The sequence below is a fragment of the uncultured Phascolarctobacterium sp. genome, from assembly GCF_958349595.1.
Taxonomy (GTDB): Bacteria; Bacillota; Negativicutes; order Acidaminococcales; family Acidaminococcaceae; genus Phascolarctobacterium.
This window is the reverse complement of sequence record NZ_CATWDQ010000005.1, coordinates 28,348-46,364: the sequence shown is the minus strand read 5'-3', so window position 1 is coordinate 46,364 and position 18,017 is coordinate 28,348. Positions and strand designations below refer to the sequence as shown.

The window sequence follows — 18,017 nt, the reverse complement described above, 5'->3', positions numbered from 1 at the left end:
GAAGGGAGGTAAAAGCCTATGCCAATGGAATATATTTTACTGGGCGTCGGAATCGTGCTTTTGGGAATCGAAGCAATAGTTCCGGGGTTCGGATTTTTTGGCGTTACAGGTCTGATCTCGCTGCTGGCAGGCTCATATTATCTGTTGGGCGGTGGTGCCGAGGCTGCGTATATTTTGCTTGGTGTGGTATTGGCACTGGGGGCAGTAATTGCGCTGTTGTTTGTTTATCTGCCTGCTGAAAGTAAGTGGAATCCCTTTGTTTTATGGGATAAGCAAGAGAACCGCAGTGGTTATACAGGTGCCGGCGATCACTCCAGATACCTGGGTAAACGTGGTGAGGTCGTAGCGCCGCTGCGTCCTGCGGGCACTGTCATCATCGACGGCGAACGCGTCGACGTGGTGAGCTTTGGCGATTATATCATGCCCGGGGCGATGGTAGAGATCGTGAAAGTGGAAGGCAATAAACTGTTCGTTCAGGAAGTAAAAATTAAAGAATAAAGGAAGTGTTATGATGTTTGATTTTCTGTTTAACGGCGGCTTTATGTTTATTCTGATCATTGCCGCTATTGCCGTATTTTTGAATTTTGTGCCGTTGGCGCTGTGGATCTCGGCTATTGCCGCCGGCGTCAATGTAGGTATTTTCAATCTGGTAGGTATGCGGTTCCGCCGTGTACCGGCTTCACACATCGTGCTGCCGCTGATCAAGGCCAATAAGGCCGGTCTGGACGTCAATGTCAATCAGCTGGAAGCTCATTATCTGGCCGGCGGTAACGTCGACCGTGTTATCGACGCTTTGATCGCGGCACACCGTGCCCAGATCCCGCTGACCTTTGAGCGTTCCTGCGCTATCGACCTGGCAGGCCGTAACGTGCTGGAAGCAGTGCAGATGAGCGTTAACCCCGAAGTTATTGAAACTCCGATCGTTTCGGCAGTGGCTAAAGACGGTATCGAGCTGAAGGTCAAAGCCCGCGTTACTGTCCGCGCCAATATCGACCGTCTGGTAGGCGGCGCCGGTGAAGCTACTATCATCGCCCGTGTCGGCGAAGGTATCGTTACCAATGTCGGCTCGGCTGTCAAACACAGCGACGTGCTGGAAAACCCTGATTTCATTTCCCGCACCGTGCTGGCTAAAGGTCTGGATGCCGGTACTGCTTTTGAGATCCTGTCCATCGATATTGCCGACGTTGACGTAGGCCGTAACATTGGCGCTGCTTTGATGACCGATCAGGCTGAAGCCGATAAACGTATCGCCCAGGCCCGTGCCGAAGAACGCCGCGCCATGGCGGTTGCCAAAGAGCAGGAAATGAAGGCCTATACTCAGGAAATGCAGGCAAAAGTCGTCGAAGCTGAGGCCAAGGTACCGACAGCATTGGCAGATGCTTTGGAAAACGGCCGTCTGGGTGTGATGGATTACTACCGCATGAACAATATCAATGCCGATACCGATATGCGTAAGATGATCGCCGGTTCGGATCACGAAACCGACGCCAACAACAGCAATCCGCAGAAATAAGCTGTTATTACAGTGAGATGAGGCGAATGTATGGACAATTTGATGTTATTTTATCCTCTCATCGTACTGCTGTTTTTTATCTTTTTCGACGTCCGCAACCGCAAAAAGCGTCCGGCTCCGCCACCGCAGCAGCCCAAGGCTGAATGGCCGATGGAAATGCCGGAGCAGATGCAGGGCCGCCGCTATGAAGATGAGGACGAAGATGCCGTACCGTGGTATGTAGAGTTCCCGGAAGACCGGGCGCCCAAAAAGCCGCCTGTAGAAGAGAAGGTCTATCAGGAGCCTGCGACGGCAGTTGCTGCAGAAGCTGCTGTTTCTGAACCGCTTTATAAACGCTTTGAAACGCAGAAGCCCCAGCCTGCCTTTAAAGGCTTTCGCAGCTGCCGGACGGTGGCCGGGGAAGTGCGCCACGGCTTTGTTATGGCGATGCTTTTGGATAAACCACGGTCGCTGAAACCGTACGATGATAGTTTTTGAATGTTTTGCTAAATTATTTAGAACCGGGTGAAGTGTGTGTTAGAAAAGATAGACTTAAAACAAAGTCTGAAAAAAGACGCTTATAACGAAAAGATGGATTATTTCAGTGTTAAACTCGGTGAACTGCAGCGCGCTTGCCGCGCTGCGGGGATCCCCGTTATTATTTTGTTCGAGGGCTGGCGCGGGGCTCAGCGCAATGTCATCATCAACCATATGATGCAGCAGATGGATGCCCGCGGGTTCAGAGTTTATTCGGCGTCGAAAATGGCGGACGAAGAACCGGACCAGCCGTTTTTTGAGCCTTTTTGGCGGCAGCTGCCGGCTAAAGGCAATATGGCTGTGTATTACCGCAGCTGGTACTACCTGAAAAATGAATATACCTTTGACCGCGATGCGGAGCAAGTTAAAAGAATAAATACCAGTTACAGGCATATCAATGCTTTTGAAAAGCAGCTGACTGATGATAATTATGTGCTGCTGAAATTTTTTGTGCATGTGTCCGAAAAACAGCTGAAAGCCAATGTGCAGAAGGCTGAAAAGACCTATGGCAAAGGCTGGGACAAGGTCAATGAAAGCGATGATGATTTTGTCGATTATCAGCGTTATCTGGAGATCTATGAGAAAATGTTTATCGACAGCGACCGGCCTAATGCCCATTGGTATCTGATCGCCGGCGACGATACCCGTTTTGCCGAGGTTTCAATCTTTGACGTGATCGTGCAGCGGCTGGAGCTGGCGCTGGCTGAAGCGGAAGCCCGCAAGCAGGCCGGAAAGCAGCTGGTGCTGCCGCGTACAGAAATTTATGATGTTTTATCAAAGGTCGATCTGTCCAAAGAGATCGCGAAAGCGGAATATAAAGAAAAGCTGGACAAGTACCAGTCCAAGCTGAGTCTTTTGCAATATGAAATGTATAAAAAAGGTATCCCGGCAGTATTCGGCTTTGAAGGCTGGGACGCAGGCGGTAAGGGTGGCGCTATCCGCCGTCTGACAGCTGCTCTGGACCCGCTGGGGTATTCGGTGAATCCGGTGGCGGCGCCCAACGTAGTAGAGAAAGAGTTCAATTACTTGTGGCGTTTCTGGACCCGCTTTCCCAAACGGGGCGAGATCGCTGTTTTTGACCGTACCTGGTATGGCCGGGTCATGGTAGAACGTATCGAAGGCTTTGCCACACAGGACGAATGGAGCCGTGCTTACGCCGAGATCAATGAAATGGAACTTCAGTGGGCTGAATATGGTACGGTGATCGGCAAGTTCTGGCTGCAGATCGACAAGGACGAGCAGTATAAACGCTTTAAGGAGCGTGAGCAGAACCCCAACAAGGAATGGAAGATCACGGATGAAGACTGGCGGAACCGTGAAAAATGGGACGCTTATGAAGCGGCAGTGAACGAAATGCTGGTACGCACCAGTACCGATTATGCGCCGTGGACGATCGTGGAGGGTAATAACAAGTATTATGCCCGCCTGAAGGTTTTGAAAACGGTGATCGAAATGTTTGAAAAACGTTTGAAAGATTAAAACCATACTGAGAGAATATAAACGAGGTAGACAAGTTGACCTGGGAGCTTAAAAATGCGTTGAAAGAAATAGTTGCCCGCGAGAGCGGGGTGCAGGTGTTTGCGCCGGGAGCCAGAAGGCCGGTGGCCTTTATTTATCCCAATACCTATCATCTGGGCATGTCCAATCTGGGGCTGCATATCCTGTATCAGATCATCAACAGCCGCGGTGACGCAGCCTGTGAACGTTTCTTTCTGCCTGACAGCAGGCTCCTGGCAGAGTATAAACGCACTAAAACGCCGCTGCTGTCGCTGGAAACGCAGCGTCCGCTGGCGGATTTTGAAATCATCTGCGTGATGATGTCCTTTGAGATGGATTACACAAACTTACTGACGATGCTGGCGCAGAGCAACGTGAAGCCGGAAGCGGCGCTGCGGGGCGAGAAGGAACCGCTGGTGATCATCGGCGGACCCTGTGCGACCTTTAATCCCGAGCCTTTGGCCGGGATCGCCGACGCTTTTGTCATCGGCGAAGGCGAGGAAACTGTTACCAGGATGCTGGACACTGTTTATGCGGCGAAGGACAAAGGCCTGGGCAAGGAAGCAGCGCTGCTGGAACTGGCGCAGGTCCAGGGCATTTATGTGCCGCGGTTTTATGAGCCGCAGTATGATGCCGGCGGTGCGTTCTGCGGTATGCAGGCGTCGCCGCAGGTACCGGCAGCAGTCAAACGTCAGTGGGTACGCGAGCTGGACAACTATCCGCAGACTTCGGCGATCATGACCGAGGCGACGGAATTTGAAAATATGTATATCGTTGAAGTGGCGCGCGGCTGCGGGCGGCATTGCCGTTTCTGCATGGCGGGGTATTGCTTCCGCAAACCACGGGCAAGAGCTTTGGATATTTTGCTGACGAAGATCCGTAACCGCCCGCCGCAGACTAAAAAAGTCGGCCTGATGGGTGCGGCGGTATCTGATTACCCTTATATCAAAGAACTGACGCAGACGCTGGTAGACGAGCAGGTGCCGTTTACAGTAGCGTCGCTGCGGGCCGACACTTTGGACGTGGAGCTGACGCAGGCTTTGGCGGCCAGCGGCCAGCGGACGATGACAGTGGCACCGGAAGCAGGCAGCGTGAGAATGCGTAACGTCATCAATAAAGGCATTACGGAGCAGCACGTTTTAAATGCGGTGGAACTGGCGGCAGCCGCCGGTATGAAAAATATCAAGCTCTATTATATGCTGGGACTGCCGGGCGAAGCTGACAGCGACATTGAAGAAATGATCGCCATGATCCGGCGGGTGCGGGAAAAAATGGACGCCGCACTGAACAGGGGCGAGCTGATTATCTCGGTCAACGGGTTTATTCCCAAGCCCTTTACACCCTTTCAGTGGTCGCCGCTGTGCGATGTCAAGACACTGAAACGCCGTTTTAAAATGCTGGAAAGCGCTTTTAAAAAAGCAAAGCATATCCAGGTGCAGACCGAATCTTTGAAGGAAACCGTCCTGCAGGCTGTATTGGCCCGGGGCGACCGCAGGATCGGCAAGGCGTTGCTGGAAGCGTTCCAAAGAGAACTGCCCCTGAAGCAGGTGCTGAAGGAGCAGGGACTGGATCTGGAAAAGCTGGCAACTACGGCTTACGAGATCGGCGGCCCCTTGCCCTGGCGGCATCTGGATATGGGCTTCAGCGAAGCATATCTGATCAGCGAGTGGCAGAAAGCGCAGCGTGAGGAATTTACGCCGATGTGCTTTGACCTGTGCCGCCGCTGCGGCGTGTGCGGGGAGGTGCAGGCATGAGCTTTAGATTAAGGCAGAGCGGCAGGATCTGGCTGGGCGAATTTACGGCGCTGACAGACGCAGGCTTTACTAATGGCTGCAGCTGCCGTCTGCACGGAGCCAGCAGCATCGTGCCTGACGGTTTCAACCTGGCGCTGCATGTGGGCGACGCTGCGGAGCTGGTATTGGCTAACCGTCGGCAGTTTGCGGCGGCTTTAGGCGTCGATGCAGCTAAATTCACTACCTGCGCCCAGGTGCATGGCAGCAAGGTCGCCAAAGTGACGGCAGACCTGGTGGGCAGCGGCGCGGCAGCTTTTGCCGATACGGTCGCAGGCACCGACGCTTTGATCACCGATCTGCCCGGCGTACCGCTGCTGCTGTTTTATGCAGACTGCGTGCCGGTACTGCTGGCCGATCCTGAAAGCGGCGCTGTGGGACTGGCGCATGCCGGCTGGCGCGGCAGTGTGGGCGAGATCGCCATGAAAACCGTGCAGGCCATGCAGCAGCATTACGGCAGCAAACCTGAAAAGCTGCTGGCAGCGATCGGGCCTTCTATCGGCAGCTGCTGTTACGAAGTGGACGACGCAGTGCTGGCGGCAGGGGCTAAATACCGCCAGTGCTTCACACCTAAAACAAATGGAAAATATCAGCTGGACTTATGGCTGATGAATAGATTACAATTAGAAGCAGCAGGGCTGGCACCCGGGCAGATCGACTGCGCCGCTGTCTGTACCTGCGATAACAGGGAACTGTTTTTCTCCTATCGTGCCGAGCAGGGTAAAACCGGGCGCATGGGAGTAAGCATTTGCCGAAGATAAAAAAGGAATAATAGTTTTTGTGGCGAATATAAAACTTTTAGGAGGTCTTTATTTTGTTAAAAGACAATCTGCACAAAGTACAGACCCGGATCGCCGAGGCTTTGGCCCAGCGGACTGAAACTAAACTGACCGGCACGGAGGCAACTCTGGTCGCCGTAACTAAAAATCATCCTGTCGACGTGGTGCTGGAATCGCTGGCGCTTGGTATAGCCAATATCGGTGAAAACCGGGTGCAGGAAGCGAAAGAAAAACGCACTGTCGTGCCTGACCGCGGCGTTTGGCATCTGATCGGTCATTTGCAGACCAACAAAGCCAAACAGGCCGTTGCTTTGTTCGATCTGATCGAATCTGTTGACAGCCAGCGGCTTTTGGCCGCCCTGGACAAAGCAGCCCTGCAGCAGGGCAAGGTGCAGGATATTCTGCTGCAGCTCAACATCGCCCGCGAAGAACAGAAAACAGGCTTCTTGCTGGAAGACTACGAGGCGGTAGTGCCGACGCTGGACAGCTATCCAAACCTGCGGGTGCGGGGCTTGATGGTGATCGCGCCGCTGTGTGACGATATTGAAGCAACGCGTCCCGTTTTTAAGGAAGGCTACCGCTGCTTCTGCGAGCTGAAAAAGCTGCGGCCTGAAATCGAGTTGCTGTCGATGGGCATGACCCACGACTTTACTGTGGCGGTGGAAGAAGGCGCCAATATCGTGCGGGTGGGCACGGCTTTATTTGGCAAACGTGATTACACTAAAAAATAAATGAGCATGAAGGTATGGTGAAATGTATGAAATTTTTTGATCGTATCTCTGAAACCTTAGGTTTATATGAAGAGGAAGATGATGAACTGTTAGAGGAAGAGGAACCCGTCCGCAAAACTGAACCGGCTCCCAAACGTATCCCCCGCAGCACGCCTGCTCCTGTCAGCAGACAGGCAGCGCCTGCCGAGCCTGAAGTCCCGGCAAGAAGCGAGCAGCAGACAGAGAAAAAATCCTTCTTCAGAAAAAAGGACATTCAAAATTCGCCCGAAGGCAAAACCATTTCCCTGCCGCTTGCTCAAAAGCAGGTCAGGGTAGTAGTGCTGGAGCCTGCTAATTTTGACGATTCACAGAAGGTCGCCGATTATCTGCGCAACAACCAGCCGGTAGTTGTGAATTTTGAAGGTACCGAAGGGCTGGTCACTAAGCGCATGACTGATTTTATCAGCGGCACGATCTACGCTTTAGGCGGCAGTATGAAAAAGATCGGCCGTAATATTCTGGTCTGCGCTCCCAAAAACGTCGACATCGACGCCAGCGTCAACATTTATGATGAAAAGGGTGGTCAACCGTGGAAAAAATAACAGCTCAAACAGGCGCGATCGCTTTTATCGGCGGCGGCGCTATGGCCGAAGCTATCATCAAAGGTATTTTGGGCGCCCGGCTGGCCCAGCCTGGCGAGATCTTTGTGGGCGACCCGACGCCGGCGCGCTGTGAATATTTGCAAAAGACCTATGGCGTGGAGGCCATGGTGGATAATAAAGCCGTTGTAAAAAATGCGGGGCTGATCATTTTAGCCGTCAAACCGCAGGTCGTCGATGCGGCGATCACGTCAGACCTGGTGGCGGCCATGCCGCCGCAGGCTACCGTACTTTCGATCATGGGCAGTGTCGATCTGGACAAGCTGCATAACGTCGTACCGGGCCATGCGGTGATCCGGGTGATGCCCAACACGCCGCTGGCAGTAGGTGCCGGCATGACGGCGATCGCTCCTGACAGCAAGGTCAGCGCAGCGATGCTGGACGCCGCTAAAACTATTTTCGGTTCCTGCGGCGAGGTCGAGGTGGTTGCCGAAAGCGCGATCGAGGCGATCGCCGCTGTATCAGGCTGCGGCCCCGGCTACGTGTTTATGCTGATCGACGCCCTGGCAGACGCCGGCGTCAATGCCGGACTGCCCCGTGCCATGGCGATCAAACTGGCGGCGCAGACCTTTGCCGGCAGCGGCAAAATGGTGCTGGAAACTGGCCTGCACCCGGCGCAGCTGCGCGATCAGGTAACTTCGCCCGGCGGCACGACTATTGCCGGTATCCACGCTTTGGAAAACCGCGGCGTGCGTGCGGCTATGTATGATGCTGTGCTGGCGGCCATGGCACGCAGTGAGAAATTGAAGGGTAAATAACCGATGGCAGATAGAGAAAAGATTTTACGCTATTTTCGGGCCGGCGGCGACGAAGAACTGGCAGCCAAGCTGCTGGATCTGGCGGAAGGCGCTCACAGGAGCCGCAAATTCCGTGTCAGCGAGTTTTTAGACCCGCACGGCTGTAATGTGGCCGAGATCATCGCGGCCAACTTTGAGAATGTGAAGCTGGCAACCAGCGGCGGCTTTAAAAACGCCGAACGCATGAAGGTGGCTTTTGTGTCCGAAGACTTTTTCGGGCAGCCGGATTTTGGTCTGGTATGCTTTAAAGTCGAGTGGGACAAACGCTACTATGAGCTCAGCCACCGCGATATTCTGGGGGCATTTATGGGGATGGGCTGCAAGCGCGAGATTTTGGGTGATATTATTTTTATCCCTGAAGGGGCGCAGTTTGTCGCCGATAAATCCTTTACCTCATATATTATGAACAATCTGACGCAGATCGGTTCAGCGCCTGTGTCGCTGACCGAGATCACAGAAGCCGACCTGCTGCAGAAAGAAGAAAAAGTCAAGGTCATCAGCGCTACGGTAGCAGCTTTAAGGCTTGATGCCGTTGCCGCCGCAGGCTACGGCGTATCCCGTTCGCGCATGGCGGACGAGATCAAAGGGCAGAACGTGAAGGTGAACTGGAAAGAAGCCAAAAACGCCGCCCAGCCGGTCAGCGAAGGCGATATCATTTCCTTCCGCAGCCGCGGCAGGGTCGAAGTCGCCGAGATCAGGGGTACTACCAAAAAAGGCCGTTTAAGCATTACGCTGAAAAGATATATTTAATGGGGAGGGTATCACGTTATGTTGACACCGTTAGATTTGAACAATAAGAACTTTTCCAAGGGCTTCCGCGGTTACGATACCGAGGAAGTAGATGAGTTTTTTACCAAAGTCGCCAAGGATTTTGAACGTCTGTATCAGGACAACGTCGAGCTGAAAGATGCCGTAGAACGCGTCAGCGCCAAGCTGGAATACTATCAGCAGATGGAATCCACCATGCAGAACACTCTGGTCATAGCGCAGGAAACTGCCGACGAAGTGAAGAAAAACAGCGAGCAGAAGGCTGCCCTGCTGGAGCAGGAAACTGCCATGAAATGCAAGGATATCACTTCCGAATGTCAGGCTGCTGCCGCTAAAGCCAAAATGGATGCCGAGATCGCGGCGACGCAGATGAAAACCGAAGCCGAAGCCTATGCCGAGAAACTGCGCAGCGATGCTGAAAGCGCAACTACCAAACTGCGCAACGACACCCTGGCCGAGATCGCCCGTCTGCGTGCTGAGGCGGAAGCCGAACTGAAACAGATGAAAAACGAAACGCAGAACTTTGTCGAGAAAATGCGCAGCGCCGCCGAAGTGGAAGTAGCTAAAATGAAAGTTACGACTGAGGACCTGTGCAAGCAGATGACGGCCAAAGCCAAAGAAGAAGCAAGCGAAACGCTGGCCCATGCCCGCGCTGAAGCTCAGAAGCTGACCGGCGAAGCCGACGAACGCTACAGAACGATGATCGCCGATGCCGAAGACCGTTCCAGAACGCTTTTGGCTGACACCGATGAAAAAGTAAGAAAAATGATTTTTGACGCCGAAAACAAAGCCTCACTCGCTAAAGGTATCTTTGAAGACCAGGTCAAAAAAGCCGCTGTGCACCGTCAGCACATGATGAGCATTTTGGAAGGCCAGATGGAGCTTTTGAAAAACTTTAACGAAGATACTGAAAAATAAGCGAGGTTGGCAGCATGATTATTCTGGTACGCCACGGTGAAGCAACTCATCATACAGAGCATTTGACAGGCGGTTGGACCGACTCGGAGCTTACGGCTGCGGGCAGGGCCCAGCTGCAGGCCGTTGCGTCCAAATTAGCCTGCGATTTTGCCGGGCAGAGCCGCAATCTGCGGCTCCTGACCAGTGATTTGAAGCGGGCCGTGGAATCGGCGCAGATCCTTGCGGATAAGCTGGGTTTCACCCGGCTGGAACCCTATGAATTTTTGCGCGAAAAAAATAACGGACAGGCGGCAGGGTTGACTGAAACAGCGGCCAAAGCCCTGTATCAGCAGCCGCCGACACTGAAGGAACTGCATCACCGCAACTATCCGGGCGGCGAAACGCGGCAGGAATTTTATGACCGCACCGTGCAGGGCCTGTTAAAATGCGCCGATCTGGAGCGGGAAAACCTTTTGATCGTTGCCCATAAAGGCACGATCCAGAATATTATTTTTCATTGGCTGGGGCTGGATATAGCCGCCGTCAACGCTTTGAACTTTTCTGTCGATATCCTGCCGTCCAGCGTGTCGGTGCTGGGTATCAACAAATGGCGCGAACACGCTGTGTTCAGGCTCAACGATACCTCGCATCTGCATAGCGGCAGCGGTTACGGTATCTTTGAGTTTAAATATGGCAAAGGCCATTGACTACAGCTTGCATAATGGTGTATAATGACTTTGTTTTAATAAAAGCAGCAGCGATGACGAAGACAGTAGCCTGCCGGGCACAGTCAAGCGAGTCGGGGACAGTGTGAGCCCGACCGGGAAGATGGCAGGGGAAGATCACTTCAGAGCTTTTCGGCTGAAAGCAGTAAGCCGGGACGGGTAACACACGTTATGGTGTTTCGAGTGGCAGGCGCAGTCTGTCATGAGGGTGGTACCACGGGTTTACAGTCTCGTCCCTTTTTGGGAGCGGGGCTTTATTTTTTTGGAGGTGTACACATGGATTACAGCAAGACCCTTAATTTACCGGAAACAGAATTTCCGATGCGTGCCGGCTTGCCGGAGCGCGAACCTGAATTTTTGAAATACTGGGAAGACAACAAGATTTATGAAAAGAAACAGGAGCTGCACGCAGGCCACAAAAAATTCGTCCTGCATGACGGCCCTCCGTACGCTAACGGCAAGATCCATATGGGTACGGCGCTCAACAAGATCTTAAAAGACATCATCATGAAATATAAATATGCGCAGGGCTTCGACACCCCATATGTTCCCGGCTGGGATACCCACGGTATGCCGATCGAGCACGCCGCTATCAAAAATCTTGGCCTCAACCGCCACGAGCTTGATACGCTGGTGCTGCGCCGGGAGTGCCACGACTATGCTTTAAAATGGATCGACGAACAGCGTACCGACTTCAAACGTCTGGGCGTGCTGGGTGACTGGGACCATCCCTACATCACCATGACCCACGACTATGAAGCAGTGCAGATCCATGTTTTTGGCGAAATGGCTAAAAAAGGCTATATCTATAAAGGCAAAAAAGCCGTTTACTGGTGCCCGCACTGCGAAACTGCGCTGGCTGAAGCCGAGATCGAATACGGCGAAGAAAAATCCCCGGCGATCTTTGTTAAAATGCCGCTAGTCAAAGACAACGGCCTGCTGCCGGAAGCCGCTAAAGGCAAACCGGCCTATATCGTTATCTGGACCACTACTCCGTGGACCATGCCGGCCAACGTAGCCATCGCGCTGCATCCTGACTTTGAATATGCCTGGGTGGAATGTGAAGGCGAAGTGCTGTTCATGGCTAAGGAAATGCTGGAATCCGTAGGCAAGGTCTGCAAAAAAGACCTCAGCAACATCCTGGACACCTGCAAAGGTAAAGAAATGGAATTTGCCGAATGCAAGCATCCCTTTGAAACTATCGACCGCAAATCACTGGTCGTGCTGGCTGACTATGTCACCTTAGAAGCAGGCACCGGCTGCGTCCATACCGCTCCCGGTCACGGCGCCGACGACTTTGAGACCGGCGTGCGCTACAACCTGCCCATCATCTGCCCTGTGGACGGCTCCGGTAAACTGACCGCCGAAGCAGGCCCGGATTTTGCCGGTATGTTCGTCTTTGATGCTAACGTGCCCATCATCAAATATCTGGCCAGCCTCAACCGTCTGTTCGGCAAAGAAAATATCCGCCACCAGTATGCACACTGCTGGCGCTGCAAAAATCCCATCATCTACCGTGCTACCGAGCAATGGTTCGCTTCTGTCGACGGCTTCCGTGAAGAAGCGCTGAACGCTATCGCCAACGACGTGCAGTGGATTCCCTCCTGGGGCGAAGCACGTATCCATAATATGGTCGCCGACCGCCACGACTGGTGTATTTCCCGTCAGCGTGTCTGGGGCGTACCGATCCCGATCTTCTACTGCGAAGACTGCAACGAGCATCTGGTCAACGACGACACCATCAACGCCGTTGCCGACCTGTTTGCCAAAGAAGGCTCCGATGCCTGGTGGGCGCATACTGCCGCAGAGATCCTGCCCGCAGGGACTAAATGCCCCAAATGCGGCGGCACTCACTTCCGCAAAGAAAGTGACATCATGGACGTCTGGTTCGACAGCGGTTCTTCCCATGCGGCAGTCTGCAGGACCCGTCCCGAACTGGCCTGGCCTGCCGATATGTACCTGGAAGGCAGCGACCAGCATCGCGGCTGGTTCCAATCGTCATTGCTCACCTCGGTAGCGACTACGGGCAAAGCACCATACCGCTCCGTTTTGACTCACGGCTATGTAGTTGACGGCGAAGGCCGCAAAATGTCCAAATCCGTCGGCAACACCGTTGCCCCGCAGGACGTCATCTCCCAGTACGGCGCTGATATCATCCGTCTGTGGGCGGCTTCCTCCGACTATAAAGCTGATATCCGTATCTCCAAAGAGATTTTGAAACAGCTGTCCGAGGTCTACCGCAAGATCCGCAACACTATCCGCTATATCCTGGGCAACACCAACGACTTCAACTACGAAACCGACAAAGTTGAATTTAAGGATATGCTGGAGCTGGACCGCTGGGCTTTGATGCATATGCAGCTTTTGAAAAAAGAAGTTTCCGCAGCTTACGAAAGCTACGATTTCCATGTGCTCTATCACGCTATCCACAACTTCTGCAGCGTCGAAATGAGCAGCTACTATCTGGATATCCTCAAAGACCGCCTGTATGCTTACAAGGCCGATTCCTTTGAACGCCGCAGCGCCCAGACCGCCATGTACGAGATCATGCTCGATCTGGTCGTCATGATCGCCCCGGTACTCAGCTTCACTATGGAAGAAGTATGGCAGTTCATGAAAAAACCTGCATCCCTGCCGGAATCCGTCTTTATGATGCCCTGGCCGGAATGTAAGGAAGAATATATCGACGAAGCCCTGGAAACAAAATGGGACAACTTCATCGAGATCCGCAGCGAGATCACCAAAGTTCTGGAAGGCGCACGCCGTGCCAAGACCATTGGTCACTCTCTGGACGCTAAAGTCGAGCTGCACGCCACCGGCGAAGCGCTGGCGATCCTGAAATCTGTCGAAAGCGACCTGGCAACCCTGCTCATCGTATCGCAGGCCCAACTTGTAGAAGGGCTGGACGGCGGTGTGGAAGCCACCGGACGTGAAGACCTGAAAGTGACCGTACAGGCCGCCGAAGGCGAAAAATGCGAACGCTGCTGGATCTACAGCGACACCGTAGGCAAAGATGCCGAGCATCCCACCCTGTGCGCACGCTGCGCCGCAGCCTTGAAATAAGCCTTCGCTCAGTAACGATTTAATAAGTAATAACAAAAATACCGGACAGCTTTGCTGTCCGGTATTTTTATGTGCTTATACGCCGCCTATCGTAAACCTGTTCTGTAAATGATCGATGATCTCGTTGATACGTTTTTTACTGGCTGTAACGTCATAATCAGGCCGCACCGTTTCAGGCTCTGTCCGGGCTGCCGTTATTCTGGCCTGCAGTTTGTGCCGGGCCCGTGCCTCTGCCAGCGCTGCATCCATATCATACAGCCGGGGAAAGCGGGCTCCGGCCGCTAAAACCTTCACGCACTCCATAAACAAAGCCGCTTCCGTAGCCTGATAACGCTCCAGCCATACCTGTTGCAGCCGCCGGCGGCTGCCCTCAGAATCGCAGGGCAGATATAATCCCGCCGCCCGCCAGCGTTCGATAGCCTCGCTGATATGCCGGTAACCGGTCAGCACTGCCATCAGGGCTCCACCTCTAACAGCTGCCGCAGCTTTTTGATCGCCCTGCTGCGGTGCAGGCTGACCGTCCTTGTATCAAGCTGCAGCTCCTCACTCAGCTGTGTGATCGTTTTGCCCTGCAGCAGACCGCTGATAATATATGTCTGCCGGCCAGAAAGCAGCGGCAGGCACTCGCGCACCAGCCACAGCCTCAATCTGTCCTTCTCTGACAAAAGATAATCGCGGTAAACCTGTGCGTCCTGCTCCATAGCCGCATCCTCCAGCCCGGAACCGCTCTTTAATGTTTCTGCCGCCACCTGACGGCGCATGGCAGTATGCAGTTCTGTCCGCATCTTATTAGTCACAAAAGCCACAAAACGATGAATGTCATCGCCTTCCCGCCAATCATAGATCGCCTTCAGGATACCCAGCCGGGCTATCTGCAGCGCGTCCTCACCCAGTCTGTCATTAGCGCCGCTCTGGTAGATCAGCTTAAAAGCCAGTTTCTTAAAGCACTGCAAAATCTCCAGCTGGTCAGCTTCGCTGCCATTCTTGGCCCTGGCAGTCAAAGCCATAAAATCGGGCAGAGGTCTTGTTTTTGCTGATACTTTTGTCAAATAAAACAGCTCCTTAGTCTGTATAAGCAATATTTGTAGTCATTTTCAAAACAGCAGTGGCAAATTCACGGATCGTCACCGCATCCAAACAGTCCGGGCACAGCACGCCTTCACCGGTCTCCAGATATTCCTCCCCGGCGCAGATCGCCTCGCCGCACAGGCAGCACTCATAAACAGTCTCAGGCTCCTTCTCCGGCGGCGTCAGCCAGTTGCCCTCGGCCCGGGAAAATATGTCTCTCACTGGCGCGCCGCTTTCTTCAACTGGCGTTTTAACGCCTTACGCATCAGCTCGCTGCAATTGATGCCGGCAGCCAGCGCCTCCTGGCGCAGCTTATAAGGCAGGGTAATGTGCAGGCTCACCAACTCCATCTCGTCTGCCGGTATCGTCACAGTACGCAGCCTTGTCTTAGCTGCTGAAGCTCCTGCGGCAGCGCAGCTGCGACCTGCCAAAAGCGGGCAGTTTGTTAAAAGATAAAACAGTCTGTTTTTTAAAGTCTCCTCGTCGTTTTGGTTTAAAGATGGATTAGTTTTAGTCATAATGCTGTCCCTTCGCGAGTAAAATTGGCCTGCCTTTTCTTCTTCTTAGTACGTTAGCAGTACTATAGATACTAACTTAACATTTCTTACTGGTTTTATTCAGGCTAACGCAGGAGATAATTGCCAAACCCCAAACGCTGACCTACGCCAGAACGTTAACGTAAGAGCCAAAAGAAAATTTAATAAAAGAAAAGGTAAACCCCCTCATATACTAAAGGGCGGCGAAAAGGCAAAAAACATACAGCGTCAGAAAATTATTTTTTCGCCCAAAAATCATAACAGGCCGTCAGGCCGGTGCTGCTGAGCCTGCCGCCTAAGTGTGGCCAAATAAATAAAAAAATATTTAGCCGCGTGTATGTAAAAAGGGGGTCTGCCTGCCCTTTAGTATATAGAGGCAGGCAGCGCTGCTGCTCAATAACCTCAAAATCCAGCAGAAAGGAGCAGGCAAGTGGTGGCCCGCTGAGCCGGGCGTAAACCAGTCATAACAAGACAGACAACCAATACAAAAAACAAAGGAGCGAAAATCATGCCAACAACAACCAAAACAGCAACATCCTACAAATTATCCCTGGCCGTCGAAAACGGTGTCAACGCGCTGGGAGCGGCGCAGGTCAAATCCGTATCCGTCGGCAGCGTCAAGCTGGACGCAGAAGACGACAAATGCCTTGCCGTCGCCAATGCCATGAGCGAGCTGATGAGCCATGAGGTAGTCAACGTCTACGTGACGGAAAAGGCCGAGCTGGCCAGCGCAGAATGAATTTAAGATTCATTCTGCGGCTGCTTAAACTTATTGGCCGCGTTTTTCAAAAAACGCGTTAACCATTGAATTTATTTAGTTTAGAGTTTTTCTTATGCCGTTTTCTTGAAAGCAAGCGGCGCAAAGACTTTTCACTTTAAATGTTCATTTCTTTTGGCGGCAAAAGAAACGAACCAAAGAAAAACCGGCACGTCGCAGATTTTTATTTAGCTTTGCTCAACGGCGGCTCCGCGAAACTCGGCATTGTTGCCGAAGATAAATCATCTGAGCAACAATGCCTCAAACAAGTCACTCCGCTATCGCCTTATTCGCATCGCACATAACAAAATCTGCTCAATGTGCCCTAACACCATACGTTCTACTGCTGTAGTCAATAAACACTGATAACATCAGTCTGTCGATACCGTTATTATGAAATTCAGCAACAATTTGTACGATGCAGGGTTTTAGCGCACATTGTGGTCAAGTCCGTTGTGTGCGATGTGAGCTGTAAATGCTGGAGGGACTGTTTGAGGCATTGACGATTTGTAGCTAAAGATTTTCTTTGCACTACAATGCCGAGTTGCCCGGAAGCCGGACAGCGAACAAAGCAAAACAGGACTTACCACAGTGCGCAAAGTTCTTTGGGTACCTTTCTTGCCCAAGAAAGGTACATAGCAAAAAAAGAAAACCAAAATTCAAAACATTGAACCCAAATTTAAAAGTAAAAAACCGCAAAACCAAAATCCACAAACAAAATACAAAAGTCCAAAAAGACAAAAAAATAAAGTAGGCGCAAAACCTACAAAAAAGGAGCAACCACCATGGAAAAAACACTTGAACTCATCTTCACCAAAAGCGACGGCGCCAAAAAAACCCTCAGCATCGCCGACCCGCGCGAAGGCCTTACTCTTGCCGAAGCCAAAACAGCTGCCGATAAGATCATCGAAGCCAACGTGCTTACTAGCGGCGGTTTGGAACTGACCGAATTTACCGAAGCTCGCATCAAAACAGTCACCATCGACGTGCTGGCCTAGTGGATATGCAGGAAATATTCAAAGCAGTTGGCAATTTTGGCTTCCCGATAGTATTGAGCTGGTACCTGCTGCTGCGCATGGAGCAGCGGCTGGACAAGCTGGGCGACTGCCTGCATGAGCTGAGCAGCGCCATTGTCAAAGAACAGAGTAAAACTGAATAAAATACTGGAACCTGCTGTGCGGTCATGCCTTCGACGTGGCATAAGCCTGTATGGTTTTGGGACAAACAAAAAAAGATAAGGCGACGCAAACCGAAAGGTAAGCGTCGCCTTATCTTTTCTAAAACGCATTATACGCCTTTAAAATAACAAATGCAAGCATTTTTCTAAAAAATATTTAAAAATGCCAATGCAGTACTGCGATAAAAAACAAAAGTAAACCTATTTGATATGGCGATCGTGCAGCAGCAGACAAAAAAATAAACCCGGTCATAACTGACCGGGCAAAAATATTTTGTGTACGAATAAAAAGTGAACTTCTGTTTGTAAACTTGAATGTAAAGTGCTATACTAAGGCGAGAGATAGCAAATGAGTTGGCTCATCAGTCCCGTAGCGGATTGGTGGTGAGACTATGAGTGTATATCAGGCATTATCATTGATGATTGCTTTTGGTATCCTCGTGGCAACCATTATTCTTGCCGTAAAATAGCAAGAAAATGAGCCCAACATAAGTATGCGGGCCCATCTTCAAGTTAATTTAGTTACGAGATGAGCCAACGCTGCGAAACATTTGCTATCTCTTTGTATTTATATTATACCGTACTTGTCAAGTAAAAGCAAAAAGCCGCATAACCTGGTGGCTACGCAGCTTCCTGTCGAATTCTAAATTTTACGGGGAAAGCTGACGATCCCACTCATCAAACTATCTCTTTGTTTATATTACAGCGCATCTGTCAAGTAAATTCAAATACCAGTTAGACTGCATAAAATGCAGTCTAACTGGT

Annotated in this window: 21 protein-coding genes and 1 other annotated feature; of the genes, 17 read left to right on the top strand and 4 right to left on the bottom strand. The window is 51.9% G+C overall.

Translation table 11 applies throughout. The features are described from left to right. Positions 1–18: 18 nt before the first annotated feature. The 13 genes from Q4G98_RS05685 to ileS all read left to right on the top strand — a co-directional run bounded on the left by Q4G98_RS05685 (position 19) and on the right by ileS (position 13,714). Positions 19–498, top strand: coding sequence for an NfeD family protein (locus Q4G98_RS05685; RefSeq protein ID WP_293661121.1), 480 nt, complete (start codon positions 19–21; stop codon positions 496–498). A gap of 10 nt (positions 499–508) precedes the next feature. Beyond that, positions 509–1,513 (top strand): flotillin-like protein FloA, encoded by a 1,005-nt coding sequence (gene floA / locus Q4G98_RS05680; protein WP_298565000.1) that lies wholly within the window; start codon positions 509–511, stop codon positions 1,511–1,513. A 30-nt stretch (positions 1,514–1,543) separates the two neighbouring features. After that, positions 1,544–1,990 carry a hypothetical protein gene (locus Q4G98_RS05675; RefSeq protein WP_298564998.1) on the top strand — a complete coding sequence of 149 codons (447 nt, stop codon included), beginning with the start codon at positions 1,544–1,546 and terminating at the stop codon, positions 1,988–1,990. A gap of 36 nt (positions 1,991–2,026) precedes the next feature. Further along, entirely contained in the window at positions 2,027–3,508 is a 1,482-nt protein-coding gene (gene pap / locus Q4G98_RS05670) for a polyphosphate:AMP phosphotransferase (RefSeq protein WP_301961887.1), read from the top strand. Between the two features lie 35 nt (positions 3,509–3,543). Beyond that, positions 3,544–5,280 (top strand): radical SAM protein, encoded by a 1,737-nt coding sequence (locus Q4G98_RS05665; protein WP_298564992.1) that lies wholly within the window; start codon positions 3,544–3,546, stop codon positions 5,278–5,280. Then, positions 5,277–6,077, top strand: coding sequence for a peptidoglycan editing factor PgeF (gene pgeF / locus Q4G98_RS05660; RefSeq protein WP_298564990.1), 801 nt, complete (start codon positions 5,277–5,279; stop codon positions 6,075–6,077). Before Q4G98_RS05665 ends, pgeF begins: the two co-directional genes overlap by 4 nt. A gap of 53 nt (positions 6,078–6,130) precedes the next feature. Continuing rightward, positions 6,131–6,826: a YggS family pyridoxal phosphate-dependent enzyme gene (locus Q4G98_RS05655; RefSeq protein WP_298564988.1), complete on the top strand. Its 696-nt coding sequence runs from the start codon at positions 6,131–6,133 to the stop codon at positions 6,824–6,826. Positions 6,827–6,852: 26 nt separating this feature from the next. After that, positions 6,853–7,407 carry a cell division protein SepF gene (locus Q4G98_RS05650; protein WP_298564985.1) on the top strand — a complete coding sequence of 185 codons (555 nt, stop codon included), beginning with the start codon at positions 6,853–6,855 and terminating at the stop codon, positions 7,405–7,407. Next, entirely contained in the window at positions 7,395–8,222 is an 828-nt protein-coding gene (gene proC / locus Q4G98_RS05645) for a pyrroline-5-carboxylate reductase (protein WP_298564983.1), read from the top strand. The genes Q4G98_RS05650 and proC overlap by 13 nt, the downstream gene beginning before the upstream one ends. A 3-nt stretch (positions 8,223–8,225) precedes the next feature. Next, positions 8,226–9,011 (top strand): RNA-binding protein, encoded by a 786-nt coding sequence (locus Q4G98_RS05640; RefSeq protein WP_177562173.1) that lies wholly within the window; start codon positions 8,226–8,228, stop codon positions 9,009–9,011. Positions 9,012–9,029: 18 nt separating this feature from the next. Then, a complete protein-coding gene (locus Q4G98_RS05635; RefSeq protein ID WP_293548197.1) occupies positions 9,030–9,947 on the top strand; it encodes a DivIVA domain-containing protein in 918 nt (305 codons plus the stop codon). Between the two features lie 14 nt (positions 9,948–9,961). Continuing rightward, a complete protein-coding gene (locus Q4G98_RS05630; RefSeq protein WP_177562177.1) occupies positions 9,962–10,633 on the top strand; it encodes a histidine phosphatase family protein in 672 nt (223 codons plus the stop codon). A 44-nt stretch (positions 10,634–10,677) separates the two neighbouring features. Further along, positions 10,678–10,892, top strand: a binding site (T-box leader). A gap of 35 nt (positions 10,893–10,927) precedes the next feature. Next, positions 10,928–13,714, top strand: coding sequence for an isoleucine--tRNA ligase (ileS, locus tag Q4G98_RS05625; protein WP_177562179.1), 2,787 nt, complete (start codon positions 10,928–10,930; stop codon positions 13,712–13,714). A 75-nt stretch (positions 13,715–13,789) separates the two neighbouring features. On the opposite strand, the gene Q4G98_RS05620 is transcribed toward ileS, so the two are convergent. From Q4G98_RS05620 to Q4G98_RS05605, 4 genes are read right to left on the bottom strand one after another with little or no spacing between them, the layout of a single operon-like run. Beyond that, positions 13,790–14,170 carry a hypothetical protein gene (locus tag Q4G98_RS05620; RefSeq protein ID WP_177562181.1) on the bottom strand — a complete coding sequence of 127 codons (381 nt, stop codon included), beginning with the start codon at positions 14,168–14,170 and terminating at the stop codon, positions 13,790–13,792. Continuing rightward, the gene (locus tag Q4G98_RS05615) at positions 14,170–14,763 is read right to left on the bottom strand and encodes a sigma-70 family RNA polymerase sigma factor (RefSeq protein ID WP_177562183.1); all 594 of its coding nucleotides are present in this window, start codon (positions 14,761–14,763) and stop codon (positions 14,170–14,172) included. Before Q4G98_RS05615 ends, Q4G98_RS05620 begins: the two co-directional genes overlap by 1 nt. Positions 14,764–14,776: 13 nt before the next feature. Then, positions 14,777–15,004 carry a hypothetical protein gene (locus tag Q4G98_RS05610; RefSeq protein WP_177562185.1) on the bottom strand — a complete coding sequence of 76 codons (228 nt, stop codon included), beginning with the start codon at positions 15,002–15,004 and terminating at the stop codon, positions 14,777–14,779. Beyond that, positions 15,001–15,300, bottom strand: a complete 300-nt coding sequence (locus tag Q4G98_RS05605) for a hypothetical protein (protein WP_177562187.1) — start codon at positions 15,298–15,300, stop codon at positions 15,001–15,003. Before Q4G98_RS05605 ends, Q4G98_RS05610 begins: the two co-directional genes overlap by 4 nt. A 526-nt stretch (positions 15,301–15,826) precedes the next feature. On the opposite strand from Q4G98_RS05605, the gene Q4G98_RS05600 reads away from it, so the two are divergent. From Q4G98_RS05600 to Q4G98_RS12385, 4 genes are all read left to right on the top strand, one after another. Further along, on the top strand, positions 15,827–16,057 hold the full coding sequence (locus Q4G98_RS05600) for a DUF1659 domain-containing protein (RefSeq protein WP_177562189.1): 231 nt from the start codon (positions 15,827–15,829) through the stop codon (positions 16,055–16,057). 803 nt (positions 16,058–16,860) lie between these two features. Then, on the top strand, positions 16,861–17,073 hold the full coding sequence (locus Q4G98_RS05595) for a DUF2922 domain-containing protein (protein WP_293546195.1): 213 nt from the start codon (positions 16,861–16,863) through the stop codon (positions 17,071–17,073). Positions 17,074–17,078: 5 nt separating this feature from the next. Continuing rightward, positions 17,079–17,234 (top strand): YvrJ family protein, encoded by a 156-nt coding sequence (locus tag Q4G98_RS05590; protein ID WP_301961886.1) that lies wholly within the window; start codon positions 17,079–17,081, stop codon positions 17,232–17,234. 410 nt (positions 17,235–17,644) lie between these two features. Continuing rightward, positions 17,645–17,722, top strand: coding sequence for a putative holin-like toxin (locus Q4G98_RS12385; RefSeq protein WP_366780848.1), 78 nt, complete (start codon positions 17,645–17,647; stop codon positions 17,720–17,722). The last annotated feature ends 295 nt before the right edge of the window (positions 17,723–18,017 follow it).